The 14,774-nt window shown below is 59.6% G+C and carries 15 protein-coding genes; 10 read left to right on the forward strand and 5 right to left on the reverse strand.

Annotation, left to right across the window (positions count from 1 at the left end):
* The first annotated feature begins 102 nt into the window (after positions 1 to 102).
* A complete protein-coding gene (gene rnk, locus JH25_RS11945) occupies positions 103 to 513 on the forward strand; it encodes a nucleoside diphosphate kinase regulator (RefSeq protein WP_005792442.1) in 411 nt (136 codons plus the stop codon).
* On the opposite strand, the gene JH25_RS11940 is transcribed toward rnk, so the two are convergent.
* The 3 genes from JH25_RS11940 to JH25_RS11930 all read right to left on the reverse strand — a co-directional run bounded on the left by JH25_RS11940 (position 510) and on the right by JH25_RS11930 (position 4,150).
* Positions 510 to 3,350: a class I adenylate cyclase gene (locus JH25_RS11940; protein WP_032878772.1), complete on the reverse strand. Its 2,841-nt coding sequence runs from the start codon at positions 3,348 to 3,350 to the stop codon at positions 510 to 512. The genes rnk and JH25_RS11940 overlap by 4 nt on opposite strands.
* 168 nt (positions 3,351 to 3,518) lie before the next feature.
* Positions 3,519 to 3,770: a TIGR02647 family protein gene (locus JH25_RS11935; RefSeq protein ID WP_032878774.1), complete on the reverse strand. Its 252-nt coding sequence runs from the start codon at positions 3,768 to 3,770 to the stop codon at positions 3,519 to 3,521.
* Between the two features lie 95 nt (positions 3,771 to 3,865).
* Positions 3,866 to 4,150: a hypothetical protein gene (locus JH25_RS11930; protein ID WP_032878776.1), complete on the reverse strand. Its 285-nt coding sequence runs from the start codon at positions 4,148 to 4,150 to the stop codon at positions 3,866 to 3,868.
* 126 nt (positions 4,151 to 4,276) lie between these two features.
* Between JH25_RS11930 and JH25_RS11925 the strand changes: the two genes are divergently transcribed.
* A complete protein-coding gene (locus JH25_RS11925; protein ID WP_032878779.1) occupies positions 4,277 to 4,936 on the forward strand; it encodes a glutathione S-transferase family protein in 660 nt (219 codons plus the stop codon).
* A 97-nt stretch (positions 4,937 to 5,033) separates the two neighbouring features.
* Here JH25_RS11925 and argH read toward each other — a convergent pair whose 3' ends face one another.
* Positions 5,034 to 6,428, reverse strand: coding sequence for an argininosuccinate lyase (argH, locus tag JH25_RS11920; protein ID WP_032878781.1), 1,395 nt, complete (start codon positions 6,426 to 6,428; stop codon positions 5,034 to 5,036).
* A 501-nt stretch (positions 6,429 to 6,929) separates the two neighbouring features.
* On the opposite strand from argH, the gene JH25_RS11915 reads away from it, so the two are divergent.
* The 7 genes from JH25_RS11915 to JH25_RS11885 all read left to right on the forward strand — a co-directional run bounded on the left by JH25_RS11915 (position 6,930) and on the right by JH25_RS11885 (position 13,318).
* Positions 6,930 to 7,676, forward strand: coding sequence for a LytR/AlgR family response regulator transcription factor (locus JH25_RS11915; protein ID WP_005792437.1), 747 nt, complete (start codon positions 6,930 to 6,932; stop codon positions 7,674 to 7,676).
* 138 nt (positions 7,677 to 7,814) lie between these two features.
* Positions 7,815 to 8,756 carry a hydroxymethylbilane synthase gene (gene hemC / locus JH25_RS11910; protein WP_032878783.1) on the forward strand — a complete coding sequence of 314 codons (942 nt, stop codon included), beginning with the start codon at positions 7,815 to 7,817 and terminating at the stop codon, positions 8,754 to 8,756.
* A complete protein-coding gene (locus tag JH25_RS11905) occupies positions 8,753 to 9,511 on the forward strand; it encodes a uroporphyrinogen-III synthase (protein WP_032878785.1) in 759 nt (252 codons plus the stop codon). The genes hemC and JH25_RS11905 overlap by 4 nt, the downstream gene beginning before the upstream one ends.
* A gap of 18 nt (positions 9,512 to 9,529) precedes the next feature.
* A complete protein-coding gene (locus JH25_RS11900) occupies positions 9,530 to 10,645 on the forward strand; it encodes a uroporphyrinogen-III C-methyltransferase (protein WP_032878787.1) in 1,116 nt (371 codons plus the stop codon).
* Between the two features lie 5 nt (positions 10,646 to 10,650).
* Positions 10,651 to 11,892, forward strand: coding sequence for a heme biosynthesis protein HemY (locus tag JH25_RS11895; protein WP_005792433.1), 1,242 nt, complete (start codon positions 10,651 to 10,653; stop codon positions 11,890 to 11,892).
* A 237-nt stretch (positions 11,893 to 12,129) separates the two neighbouring features.
* Positions 12,130 to 12,651 carry a disulfide bond formation protein B gene (locus JH25_RS11890; RefSeq protein ID WP_032878789.1) on the forward strand — a complete coding sequence of 174 codons (522 nt, stop codon included), beginning with the start codon at positions 12,130 to 12,132 and terminating at the stop codon, positions 12,649 to 12,651.
* Between the two features lie 208 nt (positions 12,652 to 12,859).
* On the forward strand, positions 12,860 to 13,318 hold the full coding sequence (locus JH25_RS11885; RefSeq protein ID WP_032878791.1) for an Rsd/AlgQ family anti-sigma factor: 459 nt from the start codon (positions 12,860 to 12,862) through the stop codon (positions 13,316 to 13,318).
* Between the two features lie 52 nt (positions 13,319 to 13,370).
* Here the strand turns inward: JH25_RS11885 and JH25_RS11880 are convergent, their stop codons facing one another.
* A complete protein-coding gene (locus JH25_RS11880; protein WP_032878793.1) occupies positions 13,371 to 14,048 on the reverse strand; it encodes an FKBP-type peptidyl-prolyl cis-trans isomerase in 678 nt (225 codons plus the stop codon).
* 192 nt (positions 14,049 to 14,240) lie between these two features.
* On the opposite strand from JH25_RS11880, the gene JH25_RS29070 reads away from it, so the two are divergent.
* A partial coding sequence (locus tag JH25_RS29070) for an AlgP family protein (RefSeq protein WP_236648049.1) occupies positions 14,241 to 14,774 on the forward strand: 534 nt, incomplete at its 3' end.

The following is a 14,774-nucleotide window of genomic DNA, read 5'->3' on the forward strand; positions in this document are numbered from 1 at the left end:
TAGTGTCCGGGTACACCTCAACTCATCGAGGTCCGTGAGAACCCCGCCTTTTTCTGGCGGGGTTTTGCTTTTTTGTGCAGAAAAAAGGAGTCTGCCTGAATCATGACCGCACCTTCCATCATTCTTACCCGTCTTGACGTGCAGCGTCTTGAGCAACTGATCGACCGCTTGGGCGACGAGTTTCCCGGCGTCGAAGCGTTGCAAGCCGAACTCGACCGCGCCGAAGACGTGGTCGGTCACGATGAAGTGACTGCGGGTGTCGTGACCATGAACTCCAGCGTGCATTGCCGTGAGCAAAGCAGCGGCAAGGACTATCACCTGACGCTGGTCTACCCCAAGGACGCGAACGCCGACGAAGGCAAGATCTCGATCCTGGCTCCGGTAGGCAGTGCTTTGCTGGGGCTGCAAGTGGGCCAGCATATCGACTGGCCTGCACCGGGTGGCAAAACGCTCAAGCTGGAATTGCTCAGTGTCGAAGGCCAGCCCAAGGATGGCGGGGCTTTCTCGCTCTAAATCTGGCCCAGTGCGGCATTGAGGGACTGTTCCAGTTCGGCTTTGTAGCGCAGGTACAAATTGCTCGGGCTTTGCACATCACCGAGCAGTCCTGACAAGTCCAGATCAGTGATGTAGCAACGGTAACGTTCGGTTTCCCGGCGTTGCCCGACGATCTCCCGGGCGACCACGGCAAACAGTTGGTCGCCAAATTCCAGTTCGCAAAATTCCCGCTGATTGCAGTAAAGGGTGATCCCCACCTGGCCAGGCGCGCCTTTGCCGATAATTGCCTGCACGTCATAAAACGGCTTGTTGGCAGGGTTCTGCGGCGCCGGTCGTGGTTCCACGCCGCGGGCGCGGCTGCTGCCCGATGGCAATAACTGATAGTACAAGGTGTGCACTTCACTCAGGGGCTGTCGGGAATCCAGGGACGACAGCGCTTCGCGGCGATAGAGGATCGATTGCAGGAAGCGTTGCAGCGGAGCCAGCAGACTTTGTTCATCATGAAACGGCAAGCGCTGCTGCCAAAGCGCGTTGAATTCGTCGAGTACGTACAGCTGGGCGAAGCCTTCATTGACTCGATAGAACACTTGCACGCAATCGGCCTGGCCCATAGGCAGGAGCAGCGCCAGGTCATGGTCTTCCAGGGCCATGGCGTCAAGGTGCCAAGGGCTGTAGCTGGCCAGTTCCTCACTGAGGTAGGCAATCAGCGCGTCCTGGGTTGGCAGTGACACATGATTGGCCTGGCCCGGTGTCAGTTCCATGACGTGATAGTGCTGTTGCACCTGCAACAGGTAACGATGATTGCCTTGGCCAAGCAGCAGGTGTTGTGCGGTGTCGAACACCTCTTCTACACGCTGGGCAATGAACTGCGCACGGTTGTGGCAAAAACAACGCACTTGCAGCCGTGGCAGATGACCCAGCGGTAGTTGGTTGAGGTAATCGCGCAGGCAGTCGAGCAGGGCGTGGGGGCCGTCATAGCGGCTGACCATCACCTCGTTCCAGCTGTTAAGCATGACCTGGTCCAGGGTCAGCACCAGGTTTTCGCGTACACCGGCGTAGCTCAGGGAGTCGGTGCGCTCTGTTGTCATCAGGATATTCAGGTCGCGATGATGCTTGAGCGGGTCAACCCCGACGTTGATCAGCAACAGCACGTCTTCGGGCACTGCCGGGCGCAGCAAGCGGCTCTCATCGACACTGGCCAGGGGCAGGGCGATGGTCTGTTGCAGGCTGCCCAGCAGGTTGAACAACTCGAACTCGGTCATGTCGCTGACACCGGGGTGCAGCGCCAGGCGGGTACTGCTGTCGATCACGCCGTTGCGATGGCACCAGGTGAGCATTTCCAGCAGGTCCCGGCTGCGTTTGATCGGCGCGAAGTGCTCCCATTCCAGGGCCGTCAGGTTGCCGTTATACAAACCCCAATGGTGCTGGCCCGGCTCCTTGCGGTTGGGCGACTGCACCAGGGTCAGGGTGTCTTCGGCCAGGTCCGGGGCGATGCCTGGGTTAATGAACTCAACCTTGCCGGCCTTGCGTTCGAACGCCGCATACAAGCGCCGGCCCAGTACATTGAGGTCGCGTTTGTTGATCAGGCTGGCAGTCTGTTCGCTGCGGGCGAACTGGGTGAGGAAACGGTAGCTGTAGTTCAGTTCATTGACCAGAGCGCGGCGCTCGGAAGCAACCTGACGCACTTTCCACTGGCTGCGACTGTCCAGCAGGGCCAGTTGGCGTTGGTCCCAACCCCATTCCTGGGCCAGGCGTTCCAGCAGCAGTCGCTGCCAAGTGGGGGTGCGCTGGCCGGCGCTGAGCTTGCGGTTGATCTTCAGGTACAGGCTGCGTCGTACCAGTTCCAGGCGATCCGGCTCGTTGCGGGCCTTGAGGTATTCCTCGATGCGGCGATACACCACGATGTAAGGGTCCAGCTCATCCAGGTCCACTTGGTTGGCGAACACCGCTCGCTTGAAACGCAGGCTCAGGCAGTACACGTTCGGATGTTCGCTTGCGTAGACCTCGGTCAGCAGCAGCTTGAGCACCGATTTGTACGGTGACTCGATGCCCTTGAACAATTGCCACAGCCCGGCACCTATGAACTCGCCCGGCGGGATATGGGCCAAGTGACCCAGGTCGAGGGTTTCATCGGCGCGGATAAACCGCTTGGAAATCAGGGCGTGGGTAAATTCGGCGTAGCGCTTTTCTTCGTAGACCGGCACCAGCCACCAGATCGGCGTGCGCCCGGCCAGCCAGATGGCTGTGCGGTAGAACTCGTCCAGCAGCAGGTAGTGCTGGGTAGTACCGCAATCGTCGGAGCTTAGTTGCGTATCGCGTTCACCCAGGACAAAGCGTGTAGGTTCGATCAGGAAAAAATGCGCCTCGGCGCCCATGCTCAAGGCCCAGGCTTCCAGCAGTTGGCACTTCTTGCGCAGCTCTGCCAGTTCGCTTTCGTCCAGGTCGGGGGCGTGGCACACCCACACGTCCATATCGCTTTGATCGGCCTGGGCCAGCGTGCCGAGGCTGCCCATCAGGAACAGGCCGTGGATGGGGCGGGGCGGGTTGCCATGGCGCGGTTTATAGGAGAACGAGCGGGTCAGGCGTTGGGCTTCGGCCAGCGCCTGGGCGTCAGGTTCGAAATTCGACAGCCCCGCCGGGGTGCTGCTGGAGACATAGCCCGGCAACAGTGGGTGATTGACGTGGAAAAACAGCGGCAACAAGGTCAATACGCCTTGTTGGCGTGGTGTCAGCCCCTCGACAGCCCGGGCCATGCGGCCCTCATTGAGGGCCATGAAACGCGCGCGCAACTGGGTCAGCACCTTGCGGTCGATGCCTTCGTCCAGATCGGGGCGGATTTCGTGGGTGCGGGTCATGTCGAACTCGGTGGCTCGCTGGGCCCGACGTGGGCAGCCATGCAGGAGTCTACAGACAGTAGCGTAGGAGTTTTAGAGGGAAGTGGCTTTTTGGCGTCAGAATTTTTGCGCCACACAACAGCGCCCTCGGAGTCCGCAACGGGCGGACCCCATGGGCGGGATCAGGTGTCAGGCAGCTTCTTTTTTCGTTGTGTTCAAAATCGTCAGCAGGCTTTGGGTGTGTTGAGCTGCATCCCGACCCAGGCTGGTCAGGTAGCCGCCATCGGGTTGGGTAATCAGATCTTTGTCAAAAAGGCGCTTGGCAGCTGCGATGGCAGCGGAAGCGGCGGTCTGGTGGACTTTCAGACCCTCCTGGGAGCTGTCCAGGTTGAAGAGTGCAAGGATTTCCAGTTCGGCAACCAACTCGGGGGTATACGACATAAGGACTCCAGACTTTCTAAAATTTATTAGAGGCTAGCAGGCCATAAGGTGAACGCACTTTGCCGAACTGTCCAGCGTGTTGCTGCGTACTGGGATTATTCCTTTTCAGGCGGCAACTCCGGCAATGCTCGCAGCGCTGTTTCATACCATTGGGTATCGAATGCGCGGTCTTCGTCCAGCATGGCATCAATCTCGAAGGCCAGCACGTGAGCCATCAGATTCAGGATGTCGTCGCGCTCGTAGCCCACCAGGGTCAGTTTGTTGAACGTTGCCTTGGCCGCTGGCGGGTTGTCGCTTTCGATCTGGTTTTCGATGGCTTCGATCAGCGTGGTTTCGGTGAATTCTTCTTCGTCATTGTCGATATCGGTCGGCTCGCTCATGGCAGGCTCCTCAAGGAAAGGGTGCCAGTCTACCGCCATTCAGGCAGGTGATGCTGCTGGTCAGGCCGGGCGCCTGGAACTATAACTCTTGCAGCCAACCCCACACCCGGCCTGGAGGCATCTGCAATGCTCAAGCTCTACGGATTTTCAGTCAGTAACTACTACAACATGGTCAAGCTTGCACTTCTGGAGAAAGGGCTGGCTTTCGAGGAGGTGCCTTTCTATGCAGGCCAGACCCCCGAAGCCTTGGCGGTGAGCCCGCGAGGCAAAGTGCCGGTGCTGGGCGTCAAGCAAGGGTTTATCAATGAAACCAGCGTGATTCTGGAGTACATCGAACACACTCAGGAAGGCCCTTCATTGCTGCCGGCCGACCCTTTTCAACGGGCTCAGGTGCTGGCGCTGTGCCGTGAAATCGAGCTCTACATCGAACTGCCTGCGCGAGCGTGTTTCGCCGAGGCTTTTTTCGGCATGACGGTGCCGGAGGCGATCAAGGAGAAATCCAGGGCCGAGCTGCTGCTTGGGATCGGTACGTTAGGTCGGCACGGTAAGTTCGCGCCTTATGTGGCTGGGGAGAACTTCACCATTGCGGATTTGTATTTCATGTACAGCCTGAACCTGGCGTGCGGCGTGGGCGAGAAGCTGTTCGGGCTGGACCTGCTGGCGCAGTTGCCGCAGGTGAAGGCCTTGTTGGGGCGCCTGAATGAAATGCCCAACGCGCAGAAGGTCGAGGCGGACAGGCAGGCGGCGATGCCTGCATTCATGGCGATGATTGCGGCCAAAAGGTGAGCAAATGTGGGAGGGGGCTTGCTCCCGATGGTGGTGTATCAGGTAAGAAAATCTTAGCTGACCCACCGCCATCGGGAGCAAGCCCCCTCCCACAGTTTTAGCGGCTGGCGAGCAATTCTTTGCCGCGCACGACCGCTGCCTTGACCTGTGCCGGCGCAGTGCCGCCCACATGGTTGCGGGCATTTACCGAGCCTTCCAGGGTCAGCACGGCAAACACATCCTGTTCGATCTGGTCGCTGAACTGGCGCAGTTCTTCCAGGCTCATTTCCGCGAGGTCCTTGCCGGTGTCCACCCCGTATTTCACCGCGTGGCCGACGATTTCGTGGCAGTCACGGAACGGCAGGCCACGGCGCACCAGGTAGTCCGCCAGGTCGGTTGCCGTGGAGAAACCCCGCAGGGCTGCTTCACGCATGATCGCGTGTTTGGGCTTGATCGCGGGGATCATGTCGGCAAAGGCGCGCAGCGAATCACGCAGGGTGTCCGCGGCGTCGAACAGCGGTTCCTTGTCTTCCTGGTTGTCCTTGTTGTAGGCCAATGGTTGGCCTTTCATCAGGGTCAACAGGCCCATTAGCGCGCCGAATACACGGCCGCTCTTGCCGCGCACCAACTCAGGCACGTCAGGGTTTTTCTTTTGCGGCATGATCGAGCTGCCGGTGCAGAAGCGGTCCGGCAGGTCGATGAACTGGAATTGGGCACTGGTCCATAGCACCAGTTCTTCGGAGAAGCGCGACAGGTGCATCATCGCGATACTGGCGGCGGCACAGAATTCGATGGCGAAGTCGCGGTCCGAAACGCCGTCCAGAGAGTTGCCGCCCACGGCGTCAAAACCCAGCAGTTGCGCGGTGTACTCGCGGTCGATCGGGTAGGTGGTGCCGGCCAGCGCAGCGCTGCCCAACGGCATACGGTTGGCGCGCTTGCGGCAATCGACCAGGCGCTCGTAATCGCGACTGAGCATTTCGAACCAGGCCAGCAGATGGTGGCCGAAGGTCACTGGCTGTGCGGTCTGCAAGTGAGTGAAGCCGGGCATGATGGTGTCCGATTCACGCTCGGCCTGCTCCAGCAGACCTTTTTGCAGGCGGGTGATTTCGGCCAGGATCAGGTCGATTTCATCGCGCAGCCACAGGCGAATATCGGTGGCTACCTGATCGTTACGGCTGCGGCCGGTGTGCAGTTTCTTGCCGGTCACGCCGATGCGATCGGTCAGGCGTGCCTCGATGTTCATGTGCACGTCTTCCAGATCGACGCGCCAGTCGAACGTGCCTGCCTCGATTTCACCGCGGATGGTGGTCAGGCCGTCGATGATGCTGTCACGCTCGGCGTTGGTCAGCACGCCGACCTTGGCCAGCATCGTGGCATGGGCGATGGAGCCCATGATGTCGTGGCGGTACAGGCGCTGGTCGAAGGTGACGGAGGCGGTGAAGCGCGCGACGAAGGCGTCGACGGGTTCACTGAAGCGGCCGCCCCAGGACTGGTTGGTCTTGTCGGTGCTCATGGATTCGCTCGTGATCTGCTTGAAAGAGGCATGAAGGTGTACCGGCGATAATAACAGGGTTGCCCGTGAAGGCGGTGCCGCGGGTGATCGGCAATTTTATTTGTGTCGTAGATGGCTAAGTGCCTTGCCGCCGAACGCATCCGGGACGAGACTGGAGATACGTACTTATTGAAACGATATTTGACGATTGAGCAATATCGTCTCAGTGAGCGTCTACAGTTGGACTGCTAGTGTGTGAATGCACCAAAGTCTGGTGATGCGGTCATAACCAGACTATCCATTAAACAGGGGGGTATTCGGATTGTGTATCAGTGAACCCTACGACGATGCCCGAAGGCAGCAGGTCTTGGGCGCTATTGAACAGGTCCGGGTAAATTTGGGTGCCGCTCTCAGGGCACTTTTTGCCGCTCGCGCTAGTCTTAGCGTGGATCGCTGTGACGCAAGTCACCGCACCTGTCTACGCTATCCTTGTGCGAGACTCACGCAGGAATCCAGCGCAATATGAATGTCCTGATCGTTGATGACGAACCCCAAGCCCGCGAGCGACTGAGCCGTCTTGTCAGTGAACTCGAGGGTTATACAGTCCTTGAACCGAGTGCCACCAGCGGTGAGGAGGCGTTGACGCTGATCGACAGCCTCAAGCCGGATGTGGTGCTGCTCGATATCCGTATGCCGGGCTTTGATGGCCTGCAAGTCGCTGCCCGCCTGAGCGAACGCGAATCGCCACCTGCCGTGGTGTTGTGCGCGGCCCAGGAAGAGTTCTCTGCACAGACGCTGGAAGACAGCGGTGTCAGTTTTCTCGTCAAGCCGGTCACCGCCGAGGCCTTGCTCAAAGCCTTGAAAAAAGCCGAGCGTCCCAGCCGTGCCCAACTTGCCGCACTGACCCAGCCTGCGGCCCAAAGTGGTAACGGGCCACGCAGCCACATCAGTGCGCGCACCCGCAAAGGCATCGAGCTGATCCCGCTCAACCAGGTGGTCTACTTTATTGCCGATCACAAGTACGTGACCCTGCGCCATGAAGCCGGCGAAGTGCTGCTTGATGAGCCGCTCAAGGCTCTTGAGGATGAATTCGGCGACCGTTTTGTGCGTATCCATCGCAACGCGCTGGTAGCCCGCGAACGTATCGAGCGCTTGCAGCGCACACCCCTGGGGCACTTTCAGCTCTTTCTGAAGGGGCTCAATGGCGATGCGTTGATCGTCAGCCGACGCCATGTCGCCGGCGTGCGCAAGATGATGCAGCAGCTTTAGCCCAAGGGCTGGGGCGCGGTCTGCCTTCCTTATCCCGGTGCGATGTGGCCAGGGAGGCCCCGCACTTGCTGATTCAAATCAAAGCGTATTTGCCTGAGCTGTTATTATCCGCCGTATCTATTCAGTACGGATTGATCCATGTCCTCTCGCGAAATCCGCATCGCCACCCGTAAAAGCGCCTTGGCCTTGTGGCAGGCCGAATACGTCAAAGCACGCCTTGAGCAGGCTCATCCGGGCCTCAAGGTATCCCTGGTGCCCATGGTCAGTCGCGGCGACAAGCTGCTGGACTCACCCCTGTCGAAAATCGGCGGCAAGGGTCTTTTCGTCAAGGAGCTGGAAACTGCGCTGCTGGAAAACGAAGCCGACATCGCTGTGCATTCGATGAAAGACGTGCCCATGGACTTCCCTGAAGGCCTGGGCCTTTTTTGCATCTGCGAGCGCGAAGATCCGCGTGATGCCTTTGTTTCCAATACCTACGCGTCCCTGGATGACTTGCCGCTGGGCAGCATCGTCGGCACCTCCAGCCTGCGTCGCCAGGCTCAGTTGTTGACACGTCGGCCCGACTTGCAGATTCGCTTTTTGCGCGGCAACGTCAATACGCGCCTGGCCAAGCTGGATGCCGGCGAATATGACGCGATCATTCTTGCCGCCGCCGGCTTGATCCGCTTGGGCTTCGAAGATCGCATCACATCGGCCATCAGCGTCGAAGACAGCCTGCCCGCCGGCGGGCAGGGCGCAGTCGGCATCGAATGTCGGACCGTCGACAGCGAAATCCACGCACTGCTCAAGCCCCTCGATCACGCCGATACCGAAGTTCGTGTGACCGCCGAGCGCGCCCTGAACAAACACCTCAATGGCGGCTGCCAAGTCCCCATCGCCTGCTATGCCGTACTCGAAGGTGAGAACCTGTGGCTGCGTGGCCTGGTGGGGGATCCGGATGGCGGTACCCTGCTGACCGCCCAGGTGCGTGGGCCGCAACGAGATGCGACGGCCTTGGGGATTCAGGTTGCCGAGGAGTTGCTGGACAAAGGCGCCGGTGCCATTTTGCAAAAAGTCTATGGCGAGGCCGGTCCGCAGTGACCGACTGGCGAGTGCTGCTGACGCGGCCTGCCGAGGAGTCGACAGCCCTGGCGGCTTTATTGTCCCAGGCCGGTATATACAGCAGCCGTCTGCCGTTGCTGGAGACGCAAGCGTTAGCGGTCACGGCTGAGCAACAAGCGGTGTTTGACGCGTTGCAGCGTTATTGCGCGGTCATTGTTGTGAGCAAGCCGGCCGCGCGCCTGGCGCTGCAACGGTTGGGGAATGCCGTGCCGCCAATGCCGTGGTTCAGCGTCGGTGCGGCGACGGCGCAGATCCTCGCCGGTCATGGCCTCGACGTTCATTATCCCGCCACTGGCGATGACAGCGAGGCCTTGCTTCAATTGCCTGCATTGCGCGAGGCTATCGCACAGCCGGGCGCCAAGGTGCTGATCCTGCGTGGCGAGGGCGGCCGCGAGTTGCTGGCAGAGCGTTTGCGCGAGCAAGGTGCTAGTGTCGACTATCTGGAATTGTATCGGCGTTTTCTCCCGGTCTACGAGACGGGTGCGCTGATGCAACGCATCCGGTTGGAACGCTTGAACGGCCTGGTGGTCAGCAGTGGGCAGGGTTTTTTACACCTGCAAGCCCTGGCGGGCACCGATTGGCCACAGGTGGCACAGCTGCCGTTGTTCGTGCCCAGCCCGCGCGTCTATGAGATGGCGCGGGCCGCTGGCGCAAAAAAAGTTGTGGATTGTCGCGGCGCGAGTGCCGCGGCTTTGTTAGTGGCGTTGGGGAGCTATCCCGTTCCCACTCTCTGATACGCAAAGGACGGATACGTGAGCGAAACAGCCTTGCCTAAAGATGAAGCTCAGCCCGCGCTTGATGCGCCGGTCGAGACACCGGTCACCGCGCCGCGCCGTGGCAATGGCCTGGCGGTCGTCGCCTTGCTGCTAGGGGCTGCTGGCGTAGCTGCTGGCGGCTGGGGGATCTGGCAGGTCCGCGCCCTTCAAGCCAGCAGCCAACATCAATTGAGCCAAGTGCAGACCCTGGATGACCAATCCCAGAGCCTCAAGCAAAGCCAGCAACAGTTGGCCGCCCGTCTGGCGCAATTGCCGGGTGCGGACGAGCTGGAAGAGCGCCGCCGCCTGGTTGCCCAGTTGCAGGGCGATCAGCAACGCCTGAGCCAGCGCCTCGAAACGGTGTTGGGCGCCAGCCGCAAGGATTGGCGCCTGGCCGAGGCGGAGCATCTGATCCGTCTGGCCAGTTTGCGTTTGTCTGCCTTGCAAGACATCAACAGTGCGCAGTCGCTGGTCCAGGGCGCCGACGAGATTCTTCGCGAGCAGAGCGACCCAGGGGCTTTCACCGCCCGTGAGCAACTGGCCAAGAGCCTTGCCGCATTGCGCAGCACTGAGCAACCAGACCGCACCGGCCTGTACCTGCAACTGGCGGCCTTGCGTGACCAGGTCGTGCAACTGGCGGCGATTGCCCCGGAGTATCAGCTTACGGAACCTGCTTCCCAAGGGCGCCCCACCAGCGATACGCAGAACCAGTTGAGCCAGTGGTGGGAACAGATTTCCCGCTATTTCCGCATCGACTTCAACCCGGATGACAATATCCGGCCATTGTTGGCAGGCCAGGGTTTGAACCAAGTGCGCCTGGCCTTGAGCCTGGCGCTGGAGCAGGCGCAGTGGGCCGCGCTCAACGGCGAGTCGGCGGTATACAGCCGCTCGCTGGGCGAAGCGCGCAGCGTATTGCAAGACAACTTCAATCAGGACAACCCGCAGAGCAAGGCGATGCTGGCGCGTATCGCTGAACTTGAGCCCAAGGCCGTGTCGGTGGTGACGCCGGACCTGGCTGCGAGCCTGGCCGCCGTGCAGGCTTACCTTGAACGTCGTCATCTGTCTGCCGACGAAGCCAAGGCCGCGGCCGGCAAACCGGCGACCCAGGAGTAGAGCTGATGAAGCGTTTCTATGTGATCCTGGTGCTGGCGATTGCAGTCGCCCTCGCACTGGCCGTGGGTATTTCGAAACACACCGGCTACGTGCTGATTACCTATCCGCATTTGCTGCATTACGAGTCAAGCCTGTGGGCTACCCTGGTGGCGGTGTTTGCCATCGGCCTGGCGATCTACCTGGTTCGTGTGTTGCTGAGCCTGATCACCACCTCCGGTGGCGTGGTCAATCCATGGTCGCGACGCAACCGCAGCCGCCGTGTGCAGATCGCGATCGAGCAAGGCCAGATGGACCTTGCCGAGGGCCGCTGGGCCAGTGCCGAGCGCCACTTGCACCGTGCTGCCGAAGCAGAGCGTCAGCCGCTGCTCTATTACATCGGTGCTGCCCGTGCGGCCAATGAGCAGGGCCGCTATGAGGAGTCCGACGGCTTGCTGGAGCGCGCCCTGGAGCGCCAGCCCCAGGCGGAATTGGCCGTAGCCCTGAGCCATGCGCAACTGCAGATGGACCGCGGCGATACTGAAGGCGCCCTGGTTACGCTTCAGGCGATGCACGAGCGTCACCCGCATAACGCGCAGGTACTCAGGCAGCTACAGCGCCTGCATCAGCAGCGTGGCGATTGGTCGTCGGTGATTCGCCTGCTGCCTGAGCTGCGCAAGGACAAAGTCTTGCCCGCCAGTGAGCTGGCCGAGCTGGAACGTCGTGCCTGGGGCGAAAACCTGAGCCTGGCTGCCCAGCGTGAGGAGCAGGGCGAGGCGGGCTTGCAGTCTCTGGAGCGTGCCTGGGAGCAACTGACTTCGGCCCAGCGCCAGCAGCCACAATTGGTGCTGGCCTATGCCGACCAGTTGCGTCGGCTAGGCGCGGATGCAAAGGCCGAGGAAGTGCTGCGTGGTGCCCTCAAGCGCGACTATGACAGCCATCTGATTCGTCTGTATGGCCTGTTGCGTGGCAGTGACCCGGCGCGCCAGTTGAAGTTTGCCGAAGGCTGGCTCAAGGACCATCCGGGCGATGCCAGCTTGCTGCTGACGCTTGGCCGTCTGTGCCTGCAAAACAGCCTGTGGGGCAAGGCGCGGGACTATCTGGAAAGCAGCCTGCAAGTTCAGCGCAACCCCGAAGCCTGTGCCGAATTGGCCCGCCTGCTGGCCCAACTGGGCGACACCGAGCGCAGCAACCAGCTGTTTCAGGAAGGTCTGGGGCTGCTCGACAATCGTCTGTTGTCCTCGCCTCTGCCAGTACCCGCGCGTATTTGAAGTAGGAAAGGGTGAATGGATTGGCTCGGATCTATCCGACACCCGATCTTTAAAATCCCAATAAACACTCGGTATAACTGACGTGATGACTAATTCCTACTTGTTGTAACTGGATTTCCGCCATGCCTTGGCGGAATGTCCTTGCTTCTTCGCGGAATTGTCTGCTCCGGGGCGTCTTGAAAGGGGTCGGGCCTTTCCTCTACCGTAGCGACCTATCTCTTGCAGTGCGGATAAACAATGTCTTTGGCCCCTTTACGCTCCTTGTTTTTGCTGGCGTTCATGGCGGGTGCGCTGACGTTGGGCGCGTCCTTCTATCTGGAATACGGCGCGTTGCTACAGCCTTGCTTTCTGTGCCAGGTACAACGTCTGCTTCTGGCCACTTTTGCGCTGATCAACCTGATGGCCGCCCTTCATAATCCCGGGCGTTCCGGCCTTTGCCTGTATGGGCTGGCGAGCACCGTGTGTGCATTATTGGGTGCCACCACTGCCGGGCGCCAAGTGCTATTGCAGAATATTCCGTCAGGTGCGGGCCGGGATTGCTGGCCCAGCCTGCACTACATGATCGAAAACCTGTCGTTCTGGCAGGCGGCGCGGTCAGTGTTCAACGGGACTGTCGATTGCGTTGAAATCAACTGGACGCTATTTGACCTGAGCCTGCCGGAGTGGAGCCTGTTGTTCTTTGTGGCGATGTTGATCCTGGGTGTCATGCAATGCTCGCGGCTGTTGTTCAGTAAGCATTTGCGCATCACAACGTCATGAAAACGGGACGCGCGTTGTAGGAGGGGATTAAACACTTGTATGAACATTCTCTCCTGCGTACCTTGAAGCCATAGTCCCGCGGGCATAATCTGGCCCGCACGCGTATCCAAACCATTTGTCAGACGCGGCTTTGTTCGACTGCTGCTTAATCCTTCAAGTGTTGCGCAGGTACAGAGCAGCAGCGCCCCTATAGGGAAGAGAGATCATCATGCTGGAAAGTTGTCAGAATGCTCAGGAACGTTGGGGTGGGGTGCACAAGCTGATCGACAGCTGGCTGAAGGCACGCCACGAACTGGTTCGGGCCTTTGATGCTCTCGGTGCCAAGCCCGAAGCATTGGGTGAGAATCGCGAGCCATTGCAGGATTTCTGTGGGGTACTGGTTGACTACGTATCGGCAGGCCATTTCGGCGTCTACGAGCAACTGACCAAAGAGGCGGAAGCCTTCGACGACCAGCGTGGCCTCGACCTGGCAGAGACTATTTACCCGCGCATCGATGTGATCACGGAAAAACTGCTGGCGTTCACCGACCTGTGTGACGCAGGGAAATGCGTAGCGGAAAAATTCAAAGAACTGGGCGCGCTGCTGCATGAACGTTTCGAGCTGGAAGACTGCTTGATCGAAGTACTGCACAACGCCCATAAGGAAGAGGCTGCCACCCAAGTCTGAAGCTTGGTAGGGAGATAAAAAACGGTGCGCATGTCGCACCGTTTTTTATGGGTCAGTGGCGAGTGCCGAGCAGTTCTATCTCGAACACCAGCGGTGTATAGGGCGGGATCAACTCACCTGCGCCGTCTGCGCCATAGGCCTGGGCTGAAGGAATCACCAGACGCCATTTCGCACCCACCGGCATCTGTTGCAATGCACTGTTCCAACCGCTGATCACGCTGTTCAGGCGAAACCATTGTGGTTGCGTACTTTTGTCAAAGACAGTTCCGTCAGGCAGTCGGCCCACGTATTTCACCTGCACTTCATCGCTGGCTAACGGCTTGTTGCCAGTGCCCGGTGCCAGCTCGGTGAGCAGAATCCCATTTGCCAATTCACGAACACCACTGGCGGCGTTTTCCCGAGTTAGAAATTGCTGTTCGGCGGCGAGTGCTTTTTCGCTTTGAGGTAGCTGGGCGTTGGCGGCGTTTTGCGCTTCGTGCTCGGTGAGAATCTGTTCGATGCGCGCGTTGTCGAGCGCCAGCGGCTTGCCTTGATAGGCTTGCTTGAGGCCGTCGATCAGGGCCTGGATCTGCAGGTCGGGGACTTCCTGGCGCAACCGTTCGCCGATGCTTGCGCCCAAGCTATAGGCTAGATCATGCGCCTCTGTGGCAGTGTTTTTTGACGGCGATTGCTCGCTCGCATCGGCCACGAAGATCGCCAAGCCAAGCACTAGAAAAAGATAACGCGACATGGACATTCTCCCGGCGAAAGTGCGACGGATTATGCCAGTGTGAGTGCGTAAAAACTGGTGAGCATTTGCGTTATATCGATAAGAATTTTCGTACCGTGCAACGCAAGCCCAACGATACTGTCAACATGCGCTAGCGGCGGTAAGAGCAGAGGGCTAGTATGAGCCGCACCCACGTCAGCCAGGAGGTAAACCATGTCGGCCAAACAGAAGCCTGTAAATACCCCGTTGCACTTGCTCCAACAACTTTCGGGCAGCTTGCTCGAACATCTGGAAAGCGCATGTTCCCAGGCGTTGGCCGATGCAGAAAAACTGCTCGCCAAACTGGAAAAACAACGCGGTAAAGCGCAAGAAAAGCTGCACAAGTCCCGTACCAAACTGCAAGACGCCGCTACTGCCGGCAAGTCCAAGGCGCAAGCCAAAGCCAAGGGCGCAGTCAAAGAACTTGAGGACCTGCTGGATGCCCTCAAGGATCGTCAAGCTGAAACCCGCAGCTACATTTCCCAACTCAAAAAAGACGCTCAAGAAAGCCTGAAGCTGGCCCAAGGCGTTGGTCGTGTGAAGGAAGCCGTAGCTAAAGCGCTGGGGGCTCGTACACCCGCAAAAGTTGCAGCCAAGCCCGCTGCCAAAACCGCTGCTGCCAAGCCAGTTGCTAAAACTGCAGCTGCCAAACCAGCAGCCAAGCCAGCCGCTAAAACTGCAGCTGCCAAACCAGCAGCCAAGCCAGCC

The organism is Pseudomonas sp. BRG-100 (assembly GCF_000737955.1).
GTDB classification, from domain to species: domain Bacteria; phylum Pseudomonadota; class Gammaproteobacteria; order Pseudomonadales; family Pseudomonadaceae; genus Aquipseudomonas; species Aquipseudomonas synxantha_A.

What these genes read in the sequence shown, in the direction of transcription:
- rnk (WP_005792442.1), top strand. Translation starts at nt 103, where the DNA reads ATGACCGCACCTTCCATCATTCTTACCCGTCTTGACGTGCAGCGTCTT.
- JH25_RS11940 (WP_032878772.1), bottom strand. Translation starts at nt 3,350, where the DNA reads ATGACCCGCACCCACGAAATCCGCCCCGATCTGGACGAAGGCATCGAC.
- JH25_RS11935 (WP_032878774.1), bottom strand. Translation starts at nt 3,770, where the DNA reads ATGTCGTATACCCCCGAGTTGGTTGCCGAACTGGAAATCCTTGCACTC.
- JH25_RS11930 (WP_032878776.1), bottom strand. Translation starts at nt 4,150, where the DNA reads ATGAGCGAGCCGACCGATATCGACAATGACGAAGAAGAATTCACCGAA.
- JH25_RS11925 (WP_032878779.1), top strand. Translation starts at nt 4,277, where the DNA reads ATGCTCAAGCTCTACGGATTTTCAGTCAGTAACTACTACAACATGGTC.
- argH (WP_032878781.1), bottom strand. Translation starts at nt 6,428, where the DNA reads ATGAGCACCGACAAGACCAACCAGTCCTGGGGCGGCCGCTTCAGTGAA.
- JH25_RS11915 (WP_005792437.1), top strand. Translation starts at nt 6,930, where the DNA reads ATGAATGTCCTGATCGTTGATGACGAACCCCAAGCCCGCGAGCGACTG.
- hemC (WP_032878783.1), top strand. Translation starts at nt 7,815, where the DNA reads ATGTCCTCTCGCGAAATCCGCATCGCCACCCGTAAAAGCGCCTTGGCC.
- JH25_RS11895 (WP_005792433.1), top strand. Translation starts at nt 10,651, where the DNA reads ATGAAGCGTTTCTATGTGATCCTGGTGCTGGCGATTGCAGTCGCCCTC.
- JH25_RS11890 (WP_032878789.1), top strand. Translation starts at nt 12,130, where the DNA reads ATGTCTTTGGCCCCTTTACGCTCCTTGTTTTTGCTGGCGTTCATGGCG.
- JH25_RS11885 (WP_032878791.1), top strand. Translation starts at nt 12,860, where the DNA reads ATGCTGGAAAGTTGTCAGAATGCTCAGGAACGTTGGGGTGGGGTGCAC.
- JH25_RS11880 (WP_032878793.1), bottom strand. Translation starts at nt 14,048, where the DNA reads ATGTCGCGTTATCTTTTTCTAGTGCTTGGCTTGGCGATCTTCGTGGCC.